The organism is Halotia branconii CENA392, assembly GCF_029953635.1.
Taxonomy (GTDB): Bacteria; Cyanobacteriota; Cyanobacteriia; order Cyanobacteriales; family Nostocaceae; genus Halotia; species Halotia branconii.
Map to the genome: position 1 here is coordinate 3,260,677 of NZ_CP124543.1, position 15,291 is coordinate 3,275,967.

The window sequence follows — 15,291 nt, forward strand, 5'->3', positions numbered from 1 at the left end:
TTCTTATGCCATGCCCAATTTTAATTTACCTATATGTCTTTTTTAAATGAAATAAATCATATCAATATATTGATTGTGGGAGCTAATCAAGGTATTGGTTTAGGTTTTGTCAAAAAATTATTGCAAAATGAACAGGTTAGTAAAATTTATGCAACTTATCGTCAACTTGAATCAGCTACAGAGTTAATGACTCTTGCAGACAAACATTTTGATAAATTAATTTGTTTATCAATAGATATTGCTGACGAATTACAGATTAGTGAATGTGTCCAACAAATACGTGCAGAAATTAGCAACCTGCACTTAGTAATCAACTGTGTAGGATTGCTACATGAGGGAAATTTGCAACCCGAAAAAAGTTTAAGACAACTTAACTCAGAAAATTTACTGCGCTATTTTCAAATAAACAGTATTGGTGCTGTCTTACTAGCTAAACACTTATTACCTTTATTTCGTCATGGAGAACGCAGCATATTTGCCACGATTTCTGCCAAAATCGGTAGTATTGGCGATAATCAACTTGGCGGCTGGTATGGCTACCGTGCCTCCAAAGCTGCACTAAATATGTTTATGCGAACAGCAGCAATTGAGTATGGCAGGAGTTGTCCGAAAGCTTTGGTGGTAACATTGCATCCTGGTACAACTGATACACGCCTTTCCCGTCCATTTCAAAATAATGTACCAGCAGAAAAGTTATTTTCAGTGGAACGTACCGTTAATCAGTTATTAACTGTTATCGAGCAACTTCAAGAAGGCGACAGCGGACAATTTTTTTCATGGGATGGCAGCAGATTACCCTGGTAACTACGTTATCCCTCTTTTGTTACTACGGGGAGAGTATAATCAGAAAGAAAATCGCAAACAGTAAGTAACTCTGATGGTTACAGCACGCAGGGAAGCAGTAAATACAATCGCTTTCATAGATAACTATTGTCAACACTATTATTCAATATTTGAGGATGTCAGGCATTTTGAGGCATTCAAGTATTTACACTTGGGAATGCTATCAGAAATTTCAACAAAATCGCTACCAGAGATAGGGAAAATAGCAGGGTTAAAGGAAGGTCAATCACTACATCATTTTTTGAGAGACGCATTGTAGGATGTCAAAAAATTAAAAGAGATGAGGCTGTGGTTAACAAAAATATTGATTGGAGAAAGAGAAATAATTTTATGTATTGATGAGACAGGAGATCAAAAAAAGGGAAAATCAACAGATTACGTGACTCGTCAATATATCGGAAACTTAGAAAAGACAGAGAATGGAATAGTATCAGTAAATGCTTATGGAGTAGTAGATGGGATTACTTATCCATTAATGTTTGAAATATTCAAACCAAAAAACCGCCTGAAATCAGGAGATAAACATAAAACCAAACCTCAAATAGCGGTAGAGATTATTCAAGAGTTAAAAGAATGGGGATTTCAAATCAAGTTAGTTTTAGCAGATAGCCTATACGGTGAGCAGCGCGTTGGGCGGCTTTGCCGACTTGAAGCGACTGCGAACCCAAAGGGTGAAAGTGGGGATTTAATCAGCTGCTTAGAAAAGTTAGAACTGGAGTTTATCGTTGCCATCTGTTCTAATCATGGAGTGTTGATGCCACCAGGAAGCCGAAAACGTTATAACCGATGGAAAGCTTATCAACAAACGCTTTCACACCGTCCAGCCGAAACTCGTTACCTGAGAGAAATTATTTTTGGTTAACATCGTCGCGTCAGATATTACCAAATCAGTAAAATTAATACCCCTGACCCAACTGGAGATGAAAGTTGGTACATTATGACTAATTTATTAACTGATTTGTCGCTGAATATTGCTCAACTTTATAGTTTAAGAAATTGGATTGAGTATGGTTTTAAACAAGTCAAAAATGAACTGGGTTGGGCTGATTTCCGTCTCACTGATTATGAAAGCATTGAACGTTGGTGGGAAATAATTTTTAGTACATATCTTTTAGTCAGCATTCAAGCCACCCACTTTCAATTTAACCAGCCATCAAGTACAACATCTATTTCAGAATTATCTTCATCCAGTCAGCCTCATATTTCTCAACACAGTCAACATCCTGATTGGGAGTCTGGTACAACATGGAAGAGTGCCTTAAATAACCTGAGATTAATGATTCAACCGTATATTTAATGAACCTGCGGAATGTGGGCTGAAACAAGGAATTAAAATCACTTTTATACAGTTATCAATTATCAGTCAAAAGACACTTGATAAATGTTCACTGTTTACTGTTTTAATGGATCGTGTCCCCAATTCATTAATGAGTAACGCCAAGGTGTATGTTCAACATCACCTTCTGGTTGCTGTGCTGAGTGACGATGAATGTAACTAACAACTTTTTTGATGTGGGATAAATCATCATCTGTATAACTATCTTTTTTCTTTTTCAGCAAATCGATGATGCGCTTACCTGATTTGTGTCCAATTGATTCATCATCATCTTTCTTTTGTCCCACAGATTGAGATTCTTTTGTTTCCAGCCAAGATTCTAGTTGCTTTGGTGTCATATTGACTGAAGCATGAAACTCATTTATGACTGATTTGACATCTTTACTCATAACGCTACATTACTCTGCAATTTTCTCTAGGGCATCAAGTTTGTGAGCTGCTTCTTTGCCAGTTTTGTCGCTTTTCACCAAATACTGGGGATTTTCTTTTGAGGCAGCAACATGATGTTCACCAATATCTATAGGCGAAGTTAATTTTTTTTCCACTTTGCCAGTAGTTTCACCCTGTGCCGTATTCCACTTCACCTTATCGCCTTTCTTTAATTCTTCAGTCACGAGTTTTTCTTTTGGCTATTTTATACCTATTTATTGTGTTCGGGTTGCCAAAAAAATTAATCAGCCAAACGATAGAAATGGATAGTTGATCATCTGAACAACAAGAAAAACAAGGACTTTTTTAAAAAGTTGGAGATCTGAGTCTAAGCTAAATGAGGTAGTTTTTGAGAAATTTCCGGTGCAAATCAATCGACTCACTCAACAATTTCAGTTCATTATTGAAATTGATCGCCTCAAGCAAATACTCCGCCAAACCTTACTTACCGATGGTTCGCGTCGAGAAAATAGTGCAGAACACTCTTGGCATTTAGCGATGATGGCGATCGCCTTAGCAGAATATACTCCAGAGGGAGTTGATTTATTTCATGCCATCAAAATGTTATTGGTTCACGATTTGGTAGAAATTGATGCTGGCGATACTTTCTGTTACGATGTCCAAGGTAATCACAGCAAGGCAGAAAAAGAAACTCAAGCCGCATCAAGGCTATTTGGACTTTTACCCGCAAATCAAGGTAGCGAGTTACGTTTACTCTGGGAAGAGTTTGAAGCCAGAGAAACACCTACAGCTAAGTTTGCCGCAGCTTTAGATCGCATACAACCTTTACTACACAATCAGCAAACTAAGGGCGGAACTTGGCGCATTCATGGCATTAGACGAGATCAGGTAATGAAGCGGGTAGCGCCTGTAAAGACAGGTGCGCCAGAACTTTGGCCATTTGTTCTGCAACTGATAGAAGACTGTGTAGCAGCAGGGTATCTGCAAGAATCTCCACCAACCCTCTATTCAGACAGTGACAGGGGTAATACCGTTTCACTTTAAAGTTGATACATTTGGACAAGCAGGGGAAGCAGGGGAAGCAGGGGAAGCAGGGGAAGCAGAGGAGGCAGAGGAGGCAGGGGAAGCAGAGGAGGCAGGGGGAGTAAGAAAAGTAATTTGTATCAATAATTTCGTAAAATGGTATTACACTTCGCTATGACTATAATTACCAATAAATTGAAGATGGATACATTAACCCATTATCGCAATATTATCCAAGAAACTATTAAAAAATACTATGAAATGAGTAATTCTCAATCCGCTAATACTACAGAAACTACAATTAGCGATCGCTTAGTTTTAGACGAACAACATGACCAATATATATAGTTAAGCTAAACTATCATTCTGCTAGGTCTAAAAAGACTCCTGATCTTAAAATTTAAAGCTGACATAGCAAAAGTTTTTATTTTTTTCCCAAGTATGTAGGTTCTAAGGTAATTTCTTTAACTGTTTGATCTATTCTTTCGAGTCTATAGGCTTTCGCTTGGGGACGAGAACTTACTATTGTTTTTAGTTGATTGCCGATGAAATGTAAACCCACTCCATCATCTGTAGCATACCCCTCGCTAATTAGCCCTTGTGATAAAAGTTGATGGTAAACAGGTCTTCTTTCTGCTTCGCCGTCGTAGTGAGGGCAGTTACTACCTTTTAGAAAGCCAAGACACTTTAATACAGTCATGTTCCCAGGGATAGAGTCTGTCACTCCCTCTTCAAACCAACAAATAGAGCCTGCACTCAAACCACAAAGAATAACACCACTTTCCCAGGCTTCTCTCAACACATGGTCAAGTTCCCACTCTTTCCAAAGGGCAATTAAGTTTTTAGTATTTCCGCCTCCTACGTAAATAATGTCTTGTTCAAAAATGAAAGATCTCAAGTCAGATGTATGTGGGTTAAATAAAGACAAATGAGATGGTTTACAGAGCAGTTGCCCAAAAGCTGAGTAGAATTTAACAATGTATTTATCAGAATCGCCACTTGCTGTAGGGATAAAACAAACCTTTGGTGTTTTTTTCTTACACAATCTAAGGATGTATAGATCTAGTAAAGTGTTGTCAGGTTCCATTGAGAAACCCCCACCTCCCATTGCAATGATTTGTTTGGCAACTAAACTTGTCGTCATTTTTAAACTTTATTTATATCAAATGGTCTAAGAACTAGTTTCTAAAATTGCTTGCCATTCATCCTCAGAAAGAGATTGGATAACTATTTGCATATCAAAACAATCACAAGCAGCGGCAATCAAAGCTGCAATGATCTTTTCTACACTAAGATTTTGGGGTAGTTCCACAGTTTTTGAAGGTTCTACACCAAATATTTGAGCAAACAATTCAGCATCTTGATTTAAGCGAATTGAACCATGTTGTAAAACTGCTTTTCCACGTCGTAGTTGGGCGCTACCAATCAGTTTAGTTTCATCTGGTAAAACTAAATCTGCGCCTGTGGCAGTACCAAAACAGTTGGGGTTGTGGATATAGCCCCGCCCAGCTCTACCATAATGCAATTCAACGCCAAGCGATCGCCAGCCTTGAACCAAAAACTCACAAACTTTTTCGTATACTTGCAGGCGACTACCACTTAGCCCAGATGTAATCACAGCATAAGTTAAATCGCCTTGGTGTAAAACAGCCCTACCACCAGTAACACGCCGCACTAAGTCTAGTTTCTGACCTTGCCAAGTCAAGTTTTGCCAATGTTCAGGATATTGACGTTGATGATATCCCAGAGAAATAGCAGGTGGCGACCAAGTGTAAAAACGCAGAGTTGGGGGATGGTGTCCAGACAAGTGTTGCTCTAACAACCACCTATCAATCGCCATCTGCATATCACCAGAGGTTTCTAGTAAAGGAATGAGTCGCCACACTTGATAATTCAAAAGTTAAGAATTAGTTACCAAATTCAGCTTGTAAAGCTTCATCGTTATCATCAGCGATTGTAGCTACGATAGTAATCAACCGGGAAACTTCCGCAGGAGATAATTCTTCTAGAGTGCGTGTCGAGATCACAACTACTTGGTTGTCAATAATACCAAAACTGGCTTCTAGAGTGCTGGAGCAATTCATTTCCAAAAGCTGCCGCATCAGCTTGGGTTCATCTTTAGCAGGTAATTTTAGGACTATAGACCACACTGTGATTGTATCTTCGTCAGTTTTGCCAGTGAGTTGTACAAACACTTCCACACTGCCATACTTAAACTTCCAGAGATAACCGCCCTCTGGAGTATGGCTGACCATTGCACTGTCATCTTGTTCTAAAGTATCAATCACATTTTCGATGACTTCTACATGATTAATGTTTGTTGTTTCCATGATCACTGCATCATCGAGTTCGTTGCTAGATAGGGTTTCTTGGTAGCTTGCCATACAGATTTTTGTTTCAATATACTAGCTGTTTGCTCTACACATACTTTATAGCTTGTAGGCGCAGTTGTTTGAGTCCCGGAAGTGATATTTTGATCATCAGTTATATTAATGCCAATTTTCTGTGACTTATGTCTTCTATCTCTCAAACCGTGCAAAATCGTGATGTTCGTCAGCTGGGTATTAACCCCAATCACTGGTATGTGGTTGCACGTAGTACTGAAGTCACAACTCAACCTATAGGTGTGATAATCTGGCAACAGGCGATCGCACTTTATCGAGATAGTCAAGGACAAATCCACGCTTTAGAAGATCGCTGTCCCCATCGTCAAGTTAAACTTAGTCATGGCCAGGCGATCGCTGATGAATTAGAATGTGCATATCACGGTTGGCGCTTCAATTCTGTAGGTGAATGTGTAGCGGTTCCCTACTTAGCAGCAAATCAAAAATTACCAAATTGTCAAATTCGTCATTACCCTGTCAAAGAACAAGACGGCTTTATCTGGCTGTTTCCTGGAGATATTGAACCTGTTACAGAACCTTTAGGTTTACCAGAATGGGAACATTTAAATTATATTGCCACAGTTGCAGTTATTAAATGCAACGCTCATTATTCTTATTTAATTGAAAATCTGATGGATATGTATCACGGGCATTTACATCAAGATTTGCAAGCGTGGGCACAAGCAACCCTGCAAGATATAGACGAAGATGCTAACCGAGTGGATGCTCATTATCAAGCACAAAGTTATTACAAAATAGATAAAATTTGGTCGATATCGCAATTATTTTTTCCTGCTTTGCGGCGGCTACATCCTGAACCATTGGATGTAAGTTATATTTATCCGCATTGGGTTTCCACTTTGGGGAAAGACTTCAAAATTTACTGCTTATTGTGTCCGGTAAATGAGACACAAACAAAAGCTTATTTGATTCATTTCACTTCATTAAATGCCTTTTGGCGATTACACAAATTGCCAATCTGGTTTCGACGATTTATCAAAAACAGCTTGTTTGGCGCAGCGCAAAAGTTACTTGATGGTTTAGTGATTCAAGATGTGCAAATGATTGAGGAAGAACAACAAGCATATTTACAGAATCCCCAAAGGCGGAATTATGAGTTAAATCGGGCATTAGTAAGTGTACAAAGATTGATGAAAGATCGGGTTGATCTTTTGTAACTTGTAATGATTAACTCGACTGTAAGAACTTAGCCCACATAACAAAGTCATTTAACTCACATAATTAACATCGTTCTGACAGAGTGCAAACTACAGGTAATTAAAATGAAAGTCGAACAGAGAGTTATAGATATTTCAAGCATTGCAGGTGAAGTTAGAGCTTTAATCGCTTTCCTAATTTGTTAGTTTGCTCTATAGAGTTTGTGAAGAACATAATCTATCTTTCTCTCGTTTTTTATTATTTAACTTCAAAGAATAATCTTCGTAATCTTCATAATCTTTAACCCAATCACAACCTTCACTTAGCAAAGAATCTAAATTTTTTATCTCCCATCGTTCTACTATATCATTGTCACCATTGTCGCCGGCAGCAACAATATATTTACCATTGGGACTAAAACTAATATTTATAGTTTGATTCCAACTTCCACTAAACTGCGCTAATTGACGACCTTTAAAATCCCAAATTTTTACTAATTTACCATTATCAGCTGTAGCAATAAGATTTTTAAATTCTCCGTCCTGTGAACTAATATCTGCTGTTTTAATGTCTGCTTTACTGAAAACTTCTTTTGCTTGCGGAAGATCAACATTTTCATTTTCAGATATTTTTTCAAAAAAATTCTCAGCTAATTTCCAAAGTATCATCTCATGATTACGACCAATAGTTACAATATAATTACTATCTGGAGTAAACTTAACACTTATTACTTCACTGTTAAGACGAATAAAATTCTTTTTAATCGATTCGCCTTTCAAATTCCAAAGATTAATTCTACCTTTTGTATTTCCAGTTGCAATAAGTGTACCATTTGGACTAAAACTTGCACTAGTGACTTCATCTTGTGAATCATTGATAGGTCTGTCTAAATTTCCTCCAAAATCCCGAAGCTTGGCCTTTCTATTTTGTTCCGATACAGTCACAAATTTCTCATCTTTTGATAAAATGACCTTTGCAATATTTTTGTCTTTTTTTATTAATTCAAGCGTTGGTTCTTTTGAAAAATTCCAGAGTTGAACACAACCGTTCATGTCTACAATTGCAAAATGATCTTTGTCTGGACTAATAGCTATGTTTTTTGCTGTAATAAGATTCCCTAAATAGTCTTTTAAATATTTAAAATCTTCATTTGTTTGACTTTCAAGGTTACGTACTTGAATTTTTCCATCTTCTTGAAGAATAACAAGTCTCTGCCTTTGATCACTTTTAGATATTTGACCTAATCCTATATCTCTAATTTTTTCTGAAAATTCTGCGAAAGGCTTTTGGTAAAGTTTTGACATTTCCCAAAGCTTCACTATTTCGTCTTCACCTCCTGTTGCAAGATATATCTTGTTCTGGCTATTATTACTCGGATTAAAATTTATACTATATATTCTTCCTTGGTTAGCATTCAATTTAACATCCAAATCTACCTTTTCTACTTTTGGTGCTAGTCGCCATAATTGAATTTCTCCATTTTCTCCTGCTGCTGCAATCAGTTTTCCGTCAGAACTAATACTAACGATAAGTTCTTTAGTCTCGTTAGTAATGATAGTCTCATTTAAAGAGATGTTTTTCGAGTTTAGGTGCAAATTCCATACTTTAATTGTTCCATCCTTCGCTGCCGTGACAATTAAGCTTCCATCAGTACTAAAATTCAAACTTTTTATTCCTTTTTGCTGTGTATCCTGTTCTATTTCATCTGAAATTACAATTTCTGTATCCAGAACAGACATTTTCCCTAATTTGACTTTACTACTTGCATTTTTCAATGTTACTAATAAATATTCATTTGTATTATTTTTTTGACAAAAAGCTATCGTATTAATATTTAATATATTAAAATTCGACGGTAATTTTAATTCAGTTAACTTTACTAATTTTGCTGTTGTATCATAATTTACTTGCCAAACTTTCAGCAAATTTTCTGGACTACCAATTGTTGCTAAAAGTTTGCCATCAGGACTAAAATTAGCACTTGTAATCTCTCCTTGACTGTATATCTGTTCTTGCTTACTTTCTATATTGATACCAGATAAATCCCAAAACTTTATTATAGGTTCTTTATCGCCAACTGTAGCAATTATATTTTTTTGGGGAACAAAAGTTATAATTTTTATATTTCCCTGATCTATATTATTAGGGTGAATAAGTTTACTTGTTGAAATGTGTGATAAATTCCATAGCCTTCCCGAACCGTCTTCACCTGCGGAAGCTAACCATTGATCTTTTTGTTTCTCTTTTGACTGCTCTATACCAAAATTGACACTTCTAACTGGAGCTTCATGCTCGGTAAAACGATTCTTTTCGTAAATATTGTCTAGCACATATTGAAGAGCATAAATAGGGCTGATAGCCGGATATTCTAAAATTTGTGAATAATTTTTCTTTTGAAGTTTCTTTTGTAATTCTTGTCCAGATTTAATTGATAAAAGTAATGAATCCAATTGTTTTCCTATGGATTTATCAAAATTTTCAACAATTTCTTCTCCTTGGCTTTGTAATTTAATATTATTAATAGGTTCAACTATTAAAGATAATAATATTAGGATAAATACAAATACTAAAGCTGATAAAATCATATAACGTATCACATTATCAAAATTCAATCGAATTCTTCTAAACCTTCTCCTCAAAAAACAACAAACATAAATAAAAACTTGCTTTATAACCTCTGCAACATTGTTAACTTTATTTCTAGATCCAGAGTAAATTCGTATTGGAATAGAATAATCTGGGAAAGGAAAAGAAATTTTTTTTATTTCTTGCTGAACCCAATCTCGATTAAAGACCAATTCATATATTCTTTTAGCAATTTTTAATTTTTCATTTTCAGTCTTTACTAGTTTGGATGATAATAAAATATTTTGTATACGATTTTCATTATCGAACGCTAATTCATAACCTCTTAAAATTGTTTCATATAGTTTTAACGCTGAATTAACATCTCTGGGTTCATTATTTACATTATTTATAAGTCGATTTTTTACTTCTATCCAAGAACGATGATATTGTTCATTTCCATTCTCCCATCCATTTATTATTTGAATATTGACTAATTCATCTACCCCTTGTGTATCTCCACACTGCTGCATTGTACTTGAATTATTAAGAGCTGCATGGCAAAGACGATCGATTAATAATCGATCGTCTTCAGCCCAATGTAATATTCTGTTGTAGATACAATCAAACAAAATCAACCTACTTTAGGAAGTTTATTTGATGTACTTTATACAAAAGAAGAAAGGGAAGTTAGTTTAGATATTGGTTTTCGCGGCAGACCAGCAATAGGTTCAGCTGTTATGAGCCAAGTTGATTTAGATAAATTGGATCGAGAACCTTGGGGAAGTTTAATTAAACAAATTCAAGGAGATATTAGTGCTGGGCAAAATCCCAAAGTATTTTTATGCGGTTCTATTTTTGGGGGAACTGGAGCTTCAGGTTTACCAACGATCGCCCGGTTAATTGATAATAAATTAAAAAGAATTAACGTGCGCGATCGCATCAAAATAGGCTGCTTGTTTGTTCTACCTTATTTTGGCTTCTCGCCCCCAGCAGGAGAAGACCCAGATGGTATATATGCCCGTTCAGAGCAGTTTTCGTTGAACACAGAAGCTGCACTAAGATACTATGTCACACAAGGGCAAGAAATATTTGATGCTGTTTATTTACTGGGGAATGAAAATTTTTCCCAAGTTCAGTTTAGCATTGGCAAGAATAGTCAACGCAATCAACCACACTTTATTGAATTGTATGCCGGTTTAGCTGCACGACATTTTTTATTAACTCCTCCGCCACAAAAGGGAGCAGTTGTATTAATTAGTCGTGAAAATAGAAATATGCTGACTTGGGAAGATATTGCCGATACGGATGAAGTCAAACAAAAATTAATCAATGCTACTCGATTTGCTTATGCTTGGCTAGTAGAAATTGCTTCCGAACTTACTAATGCTAGAAAACAGGGAGCAGACAGGTTTGGCAGATTAGCTCCTTGGTTAACTCGATTTTATCGTACTAATAGCAATCAAACTAATTTGCCTGACTTTTCTGAAGCCAAAGAGCAGCAAGCAATACAAATAATTAATCGATGGTGTCAAGAATATCTGCGTTGGTTATCAGCTATTCATCAATGTGATTCCGAACGAGTAGCACTTTTTAATACAGATATTTTTTCTAATCTTGACAAACAATTAAAAGAAGAAGAACAAAATAATCTGGTGATTGGTGATAACAGAGATAGAACTAGAAAAGCACAAGATAATCCTAAAAGATTGAAAGAGCGATTAAATCCTAATCAAATAACACCGCCCAACCAAGGCACAATGGGACTGGCAAAAGCTGTATATCTGGAATTAAGTAATCTTTGGGGAACAAACTAAATTATGACTTTTTTAGTATTGCCAAAATTAAAGAATGATAGTGATGTTAGACCGAGCGATAAAATCGGTAGATGGGATGCACAATCTCCCAAAGCTTTTCAGGATGTAGCTTTCAGCCTAGATTACAAATCTCCAGGACGAATTAAAAGTGTTAGTTCTGTGCCTACAATGTGGGCACGTCCAATGTCGATGGAGATGGCTTTACATAATAAGGGACTTCCAAGGAATAAAATGACCAATTATAATAATGATAATCATTCTAAGGGGGGAAGGAGAAGCAGCCGCAGGCTGCTTCTCCTTCCCCCCTATTCGTAGTAAATTCAATTTGGAGGGAATTTTGTGGGTGGACAGGAGTGTTGCTCGAATTAACTGATTCAGTCAAAAAAGTATTCAAGGAAACAGCAAACCAACTCAAAGGTGCAGCAAGGCGGCGTTTTCAAGCACAAATTGTCATGGAATTAGGTTACGGAGGACAATTACTGGCTCAAAAAGAATTGGGCTGGGATAGAAATACTATTCGTAAAGGAATTAAAGAACTAACCAGTGGGATTAGTTGTATAGATAATTATTCAGCTAGGGGTAGATGGAAAGTAGAAGAGCATTTACCAAACCTGTTAGAAGATATCAAAAAATTAGTTGATTTCCAAAGCCAAACAGATCCAAGTTTTAAAAGCCAAAGGCTGTATACACGCCTAACTGCTAGTCAGGTCAGAAAGCTATTAATTGATAAATTTGGTTATACGGATGAACAGTTACCTACTGAAGAAACAATGAGAGTTAAATTGAATGATTTAGGTTATAGACTCAAGCGAGTAGCAAAAGTTTTACCTCAAAAAAAATTCCAGAAACAGACGCAATCTTTGAACAATTAGCAATAGTTAATCAATCCGCCCTGGATGATCCAAGTATCTTACGTCTCAGTCTGGATGCCAAAGCCCGTGTAGATATTGGCTACTTTGACAGAGGAGGTAAAAACCGAGTTGTCACAGAAACAGAAGACCATAATTTTCATCCAAAAACTACCGTAACTCCTTACGGCATCTTCCTTCCAGAATTAGACGAACTATTTTTATACTTTACAGAGTCTAATGTAACGAGTGATTTTATTGTAGACGTTCTAGAAGATTTTTGGAAGAGTGAGAGTTGGCGATTTTCCTCAATAAAAACCCTGATTATTAACCAGGATAATGGGACAGATAATAATTCTAGACGTACCCAGTTTATGAAACGTATCGTTGAGTTTGTTCATGAATATCAACTGAATATACGTTTAGCCTACTATCCACCCTATCACAGCAAATATAATCCCATCGAGCGAGTATGGGGGATATTAGAAAATTCTTGGAATGGCAGTATTTTAGATGAAGTTGCAACCGCTTTAAAATTTGCTCAAAACATGACGTGGAAAGGTAAGAATCCTGTGGTTAAGTTAGTGACTCAAACTTATGAAACTGGGGTTACTCTTACTAAGGAGGCTATGTCTGCTGTTGAAAAACAAATAGAAAGACTCACTAACTCGGAACATGAAAAATTTCCCGATTTAGGCAAATGGTTTGTTGATATTTGTTGTGGCAGCACTTAATTTTCACTCTTCAGTTTTTAAATCTAAAAACATGAATATTAATTATGATATTGCACTGAAATTATTTACAGAGTGCAGATGCAGACTTTTCCTTCTGTGTTTGAGGGGGTAAGAGGTGGTTGCCGACGGCAACCACCTCTTACCCTTTCAGAATGATTATCATTATCTCTTAAAGATTAACTTATGATTTTTGCTGATTAATTTATTTCTTGGAAGTCCCTAGCTCAGGCATTTCTATTTCTATACCTTTTAATTCAGCTATAGCTGCCGACGTTTTACTATTCTCCCAGCGCTGGAAACCTGAACCTTTATCCCAACAAAGATTCTTCACCACCACATAATCAGCTTGAGCGCCACAGAAATCCGCCATAGTTTTTAAGCTAGTGATCACCGAGTAACCAAGGTTTAACACAGTCACCAGCGTTACCCTATACCCTAAGTCTCCAGCAATTTTAAACAGCCCAAATTTACTAATAATCTCCCTCGTTTTATTGCTTGATGCCCCCGGCATATCTACTATTACTGAATCTGGTGACTCCGCCTTGATCTCGGTAAAGAAGCGTTTCGTTTCTGCCACCTCGATAAAGTTCAATAGTCTTACCCCATTGCCAAAGTTTTGATAATACTCATACAGTTCTGGATTTTCTGTATCGGCATCATAAGCTAGATAATTAATTCCCTTCGAGTGAATTACTGGAGTTTGGACTAAAAAGCTAGAGAAAAGCAGTCAGCAGTAACACTGACTGCCGTAAAGTCAATGAAAGTAATCAATAAATCATTGACGTGATGATCCTGACACAACTAGAAAAATTCCGCCAAGGTATCTACGATAGTTTGGGGAAGGCCAAAGATGCAGTATTTGAATTGATGGATGCAGTATTGACAAGTCCGAGTATCCCATCATTTGTAAGCTTGTCACAAAGCCCAGTATTTCGACGGCAATGGTCGAGCATTTATGCAGCACTACATGATAGTCGTCCACCGAAAATGTTGCTGATGAAGCTACTGGTACAGGAGGTAGAGACGGATGAACAGCCATTTCTAGCAGGAGATCATAGCTTTTGGGCAAGACCAGAAGCGAAGACACTAAAAGAAAGAACTTTTCATGGGGATAGAGGGGGGAGCATAGGCATCGGACAAAGTTACAGTACGTTAGCGTGGATACCAGAGGCGGATGGGAGTTGGGCATTACCGTTGAAACATGAACGGATAACCACCTTTGAAACGCCAACGAGTAAAGCCGCATTCCAACTAAAACTTGTCACCCGTGAGTTAGGCACTAGACCACTTGCAGCTTATGACCGAGGCTACGGCAACGCCAAATTTGTCCAAGCCACGGAGGAGATTAACGCAGACCTATTGTTGCGTTTAGCATCTAACCGATGTGTATGGGGTACACCCGGTACTTATAAAGGACGAGGCGCACCATGTAAACATGGTCACAAGTTTAAGCTCAATGACCCCCAAACTTGGCCAGAGGCAACTGAAACTCTGGAAGTTGAAGACCCGAAAGTTGGTCGAGTGAAAGTAATGCGTTGGAGTGGATTTCATTTCCTTCAGTCCCCAAACCGGGCAATGGAAATCATTCGCGTCGAGGTACTCCAACCAGTAGGACGTAATCGGAAGTTTCAACCTTTATGGCTAGCTTGGTTGGGTCAGACAATGCCTCCATTAGAGAATCTCTGGCAAAAATACCTATGCCGCTTTGCTTTAGAGCATTGGTATCGATTTGCCAAGCAGAGGTTATATTGGACACAGCCTCAATTGAGTTCTACTCGGGCCGCAGAGCGATGGAGTGACTTGATGCCCCTGCTAACTTGGCAACTCTGGTTCGCAAGAGTTGCCTGTATTGATTCCCCCTTGCCCTGGCAATCGACTCAGGATAAACTGTCTCCAGGACGTGTAGCACAAGCCTTTCCTCTAATTTTAGCCACTATTGGCACTCCTGCTCAACCCCCGAAAACTCAAGGGTTATCACCTGGGCGTGCCCAAGGGCATCAGCCACCTCAACGTCCCCGTTATCTCACTGTCAAAAAACACGCATCTAAAAAACCTAAAACCGAAGAATCACTTAAGAACGCTAATCTAACTGCTGCTTAGTTTCTGCTTCTTTTTTAACGATTCCACTTAACTCAGCCTCTAACAAAGCTGGGTAACTTTCTTTTGCCTTCTCTTCATTCCTGCTAAATGCAG

General features: G+C 37.5%; 15 protein-coding genes and 1 pseudogene. 9 read left to right on the forward strand and 7 right to left on the reverse strand.

Annotated elements, in window-relative coordinates; all coding sequences use genetic code 11:
* The first annotated feature begins 33 nt into the window (after nt 1-33).
* The 3 genes from QI031_RS14255 to QI031_RS14265 all read left to right on the forward strand — a co-directional run bounded on the left by QI031_RS14255 (nt 34) and on the right by QI031_RS14265 (nt 2,140).
* Nucleotides 34-804, forward strand: coding sequence for an SDR family NAD(P)-dependent oxidoreductase (locus QI031_RS14255; protein WP_281485773.1), 771 nt, complete (start codon nt 34-36; stop codon nt 802-804).
* A gap of 319 nt (nt 805-1,123) precedes the next feature.
* Nucleotides 1,124-1,705 carry a transposase gene (locus QI031_RS14260; RefSeq protein WP_281485774.1) on the forward strand — a complete coding sequence of 194 codons (582 nt, stop codon included), beginning with the start codon at nt 1,124-1,126 and terminating at the stop codon, nt 1,703-1,705.
* Between the two features lie 24 nt (nt 1,706-1,729).
* Nucleotides 1,730-2,140 (forward strand): hypothetical protein, encoded by a 411-nt coding sequence (locus QI031_RS14265; protein WP_343217872.1) that lies wholly within the window; start codon nt 1,730-1,732, stop codon nt 2,138-2,140.
* A gap of 95 nt (nt 2,141-2,235) precedes the next feature.
* On the opposite strand, the gene QI031_RS14270 is transcribed toward QI031_RS14265, so the two are convergent.
* On the reverse strand, nt 2,236-2,568 hold the full coding sequence (locus tag QI031_RS14270) for a DUF3140 domain-containing protein (protein WP_281485775.1): 333 nt from the start codon (nt 2,566-2,568) through the stop codon (nt 2,236-2,238).
* Between the two features lie 9 nt (nt 2,569-2,577).
* Nucleotides 2,578-2,793, reverse strand: a complete 216-nt coding sequence (locus tag QI031_RS14275) for a hypervirulence associated TUDOR domain-containing protein (protein WP_281485776.1) — start codon at nt 2,791-2,793, stop codon at nt 2,578-2,580.
* A gap of 178 nt (nt 2,794-2,971) precedes the next feature.
* Here QI031_RS14275 and QI031_RS14280 point away from each other — a divergent pair, with 178 nt between their 5' ends.
* Nucleotides 2,972-3,613, forward strand: a complete 642-nt coding sequence (locus QI031_RS14280; protein ID WP_281485777.1) for an HD domain-containing protein — start codon at nt 2,972-2,974, stop codon at nt 3,611-3,613.
* A gap of 180 nt (nt 3,614-3,793) precedes the next feature.
* Nucleotides 3,794-3,940, forward strand: a complete 147-nt coding sequence (locus tag QI031_RS14285) for an element excision factor XisI family protein (RefSeq protein ID WP_281485778.1) — start codon at nt 3,794-3,796, stop codon at nt 3,938-3,940.
* Between the two features lie 76 nt (nt 3,941-4,016).
* Here the strand turns inward: QI031_RS14285 and QI031_RS14290 are convergent, their stop codons facing one another.
* From QI031_RS14290 to QI031_RS14300, 3 genes are all read right to left on the reverse strand, one after another.
* Nucleotides 4,017-4,736 (reverse strand): Type 1 glutamine amidotransferase-like domain-containing protein, encoded by a 720-nt coding sequence (locus QI031_RS14290; protein WP_281485779.1) that lies wholly within the window; start codon nt 4,734-4,736, stop codon nt 4,017-4,019.
* 27 nt (nt 4,737-4,763) lie between these two features.
* On the reverse strand, nt 4,764-5,438 hold the full coding sequence (locus QI031_RS14295) for a lipoate--protein ligase family protein (protein ID WP_281486029.1): 675 nt from the start codon (nt 5,436-5,438) through the stop codon (nt 4,764-4,766).
* 61 nt (nt 5,439-5,499) lie between these two features.
* On the reverse strand, nt 5,500-5,976 hold the full coding sequence (locus tag QI031_RS14300; protein ID WP_281485780.1) for a YbjN domain-containing protein: 477 nt from the start codon (nt 5,974-5,976) through the stop codon (nt 5,500-5,502).
* A 128-nt stretch (nt 5,977-6,104) separates the two neighbouring features.
* Between QI031_RS14300 and QI031_RS14305 the strand changes: the two genes are divergently transcribed.
* Nucleotides 6,105-7,154 carry an aromatic ring-hydroxylating dioxygenase subunit alpha gene (locus QI031_RS14305; RefSeq protein ID WP_281485781.1) on the forward strand — a complete coding sequence of 350 codons (1,050 nt, stop codon included), beginning with the start codon at nt 6,105-6,107 and terminating at the stop codon, nt 7,152-7,154.
* A gap of 192 nt (nt 7,155-7,346) precedes the next feature.
* On the opposite strand, the gene QI031_RS14310 is transcribed toward QI031_RS14305, so the two are convergent.
* Nucleotides 7,347-10,331, reverse strand: a complete 2,985-nt coding sequence (locus tag QI031_RS14310; RefSeq protein ID WP_281485782.1) for a WD40 repeat domain-containing protein — start codon at nt 10,329-10,331, stop codon at nt 7,347-7,349.
* Between the two features lie 108 nt (nt 10,332-10,439).
* On the opposite strand from QI031_RS14310, the gene QI031_RS14315 reads away from it, so the two are divergent.
* Nucleotides 10,440-11,516, forward strand: a complete 1,077-nt coding sequence (locus QI031_RS14315; protein ID WP_281485783.1) for an FtsZ/tubulin family protein — start codon at nt 10,440-10,442, stop codon at nt 11,514-11,516.
* Between the two features lie 452 nt (nt 11,517-11,968).
* Nucleotides 11,969-13,098: pseudogene (locus tag QI031_RS14320) on the forward strand (ISAzo13 family transposase).
* Nucleotides 13,099-13,300: 202 nt separating this feature from the next.
* On the opposite strand, the gene QI031_RS14325 reads toward QI031_RS14320, so the two are convergent.
* On the reverse strand, nt 13,301-13,690 hold the full coding sequence (locus QI031_RS14325; protein ID WP_281485784.1) for a hypothetical protein: 390 nt from the start codon (nt 13,688-13,690) through the stop codon (nt 13,301-13,303).
* A gap of 194 nt (nt 13,691-13,884) precedes the next feature.
* On the opposite strand from QI031_RS14325, the gene QI031_RS14330 reads away from it, so the two are divergent.
* Complete coding sequence (locus QI031_RS14330) at nt 13,885-15,198, forward strand: NF041680 family putative transposase (protein ID WP_281481499.1); 1,314 nt, start codon at nt 13,885-13,887, stop codon at nt 15,196-15,198.
* Nucleotides 15,199-15,291: the final 93 nt, after the last annotated feature.

Excerpts from the sequence above, each read along its gene's own strand:
- QI031_RS14270 (WP_281485775.1), bottom strand. The coding sequence starts at position 2,568 with ATGAGTAAAGATGTCAAATCAGTCATAAATGAGTTTCATGCTTCAGTC.
- QI031_RS14285 (WP_281485778.1), top strand. The coding sequence starts at position 3,794 with ATGGATACATTAACCCATTATCGCAATATTATCCAAGAAACTATTAAA.
- QI031_RS14300 (WP_281485780.1), bottom strand. The coding sequence starts at position 5,976 with ATGGCAAGCTACCAAGAAACCCTATCTAGCAACGAACTCGATGATGCA.
- QI031_RS14305 (WP_281485781.1), top strand. The coding sequence starts at position 6,105 with ATGTCTTCTATCTCTCAAACCGTGCAAAATCGTGATGTTCGTCAGCTG.
- QI031_RS14330 (WP_281481499.1), top strand. The coding sequence starts at position 13,885 with ATGATCCTGACACAACTAGAAAAATTCCGCCAAGGTATCTACGATAGT.
- QI031_RS14255 (WP_281485773.1), top strand. The coding sequence starts at position 34 with ATGTCTTTTTTAAATGAAATAAATCATATCAATATATTGATTGTGGGA.
- QI031_RS14290 (WP_281485779.1), bottom strand. The coding sequence starts at position 4,736 with ATGACGACAAGTTTAGTTGCCAAACAAATCATTGCAATGGGAGGTGGG.
- QI031_RS14260 (WP_281485774.1), top strand. The coding sequence starts at position 1,124 with ATGAGGCTGTGGTTAACAAAAATATTGATTGGAGAAAGAGAAATAATT.
- QI031_RS14315 (WP_281485783.1), top strand. The coding sequence starts at position 10,440 with ATGAGCCAAGTTGATTTAGATAAATTGGATCGAGAACCTTGGGGAAGT.
- QI031_RS14295 (WP_281486029.1), bottom strand. The coding sequence starts at position 5,438 with ATGCAGATGGCGATTGATAGGTGGTTGTTAGAGCAACACTTGTCTGGA.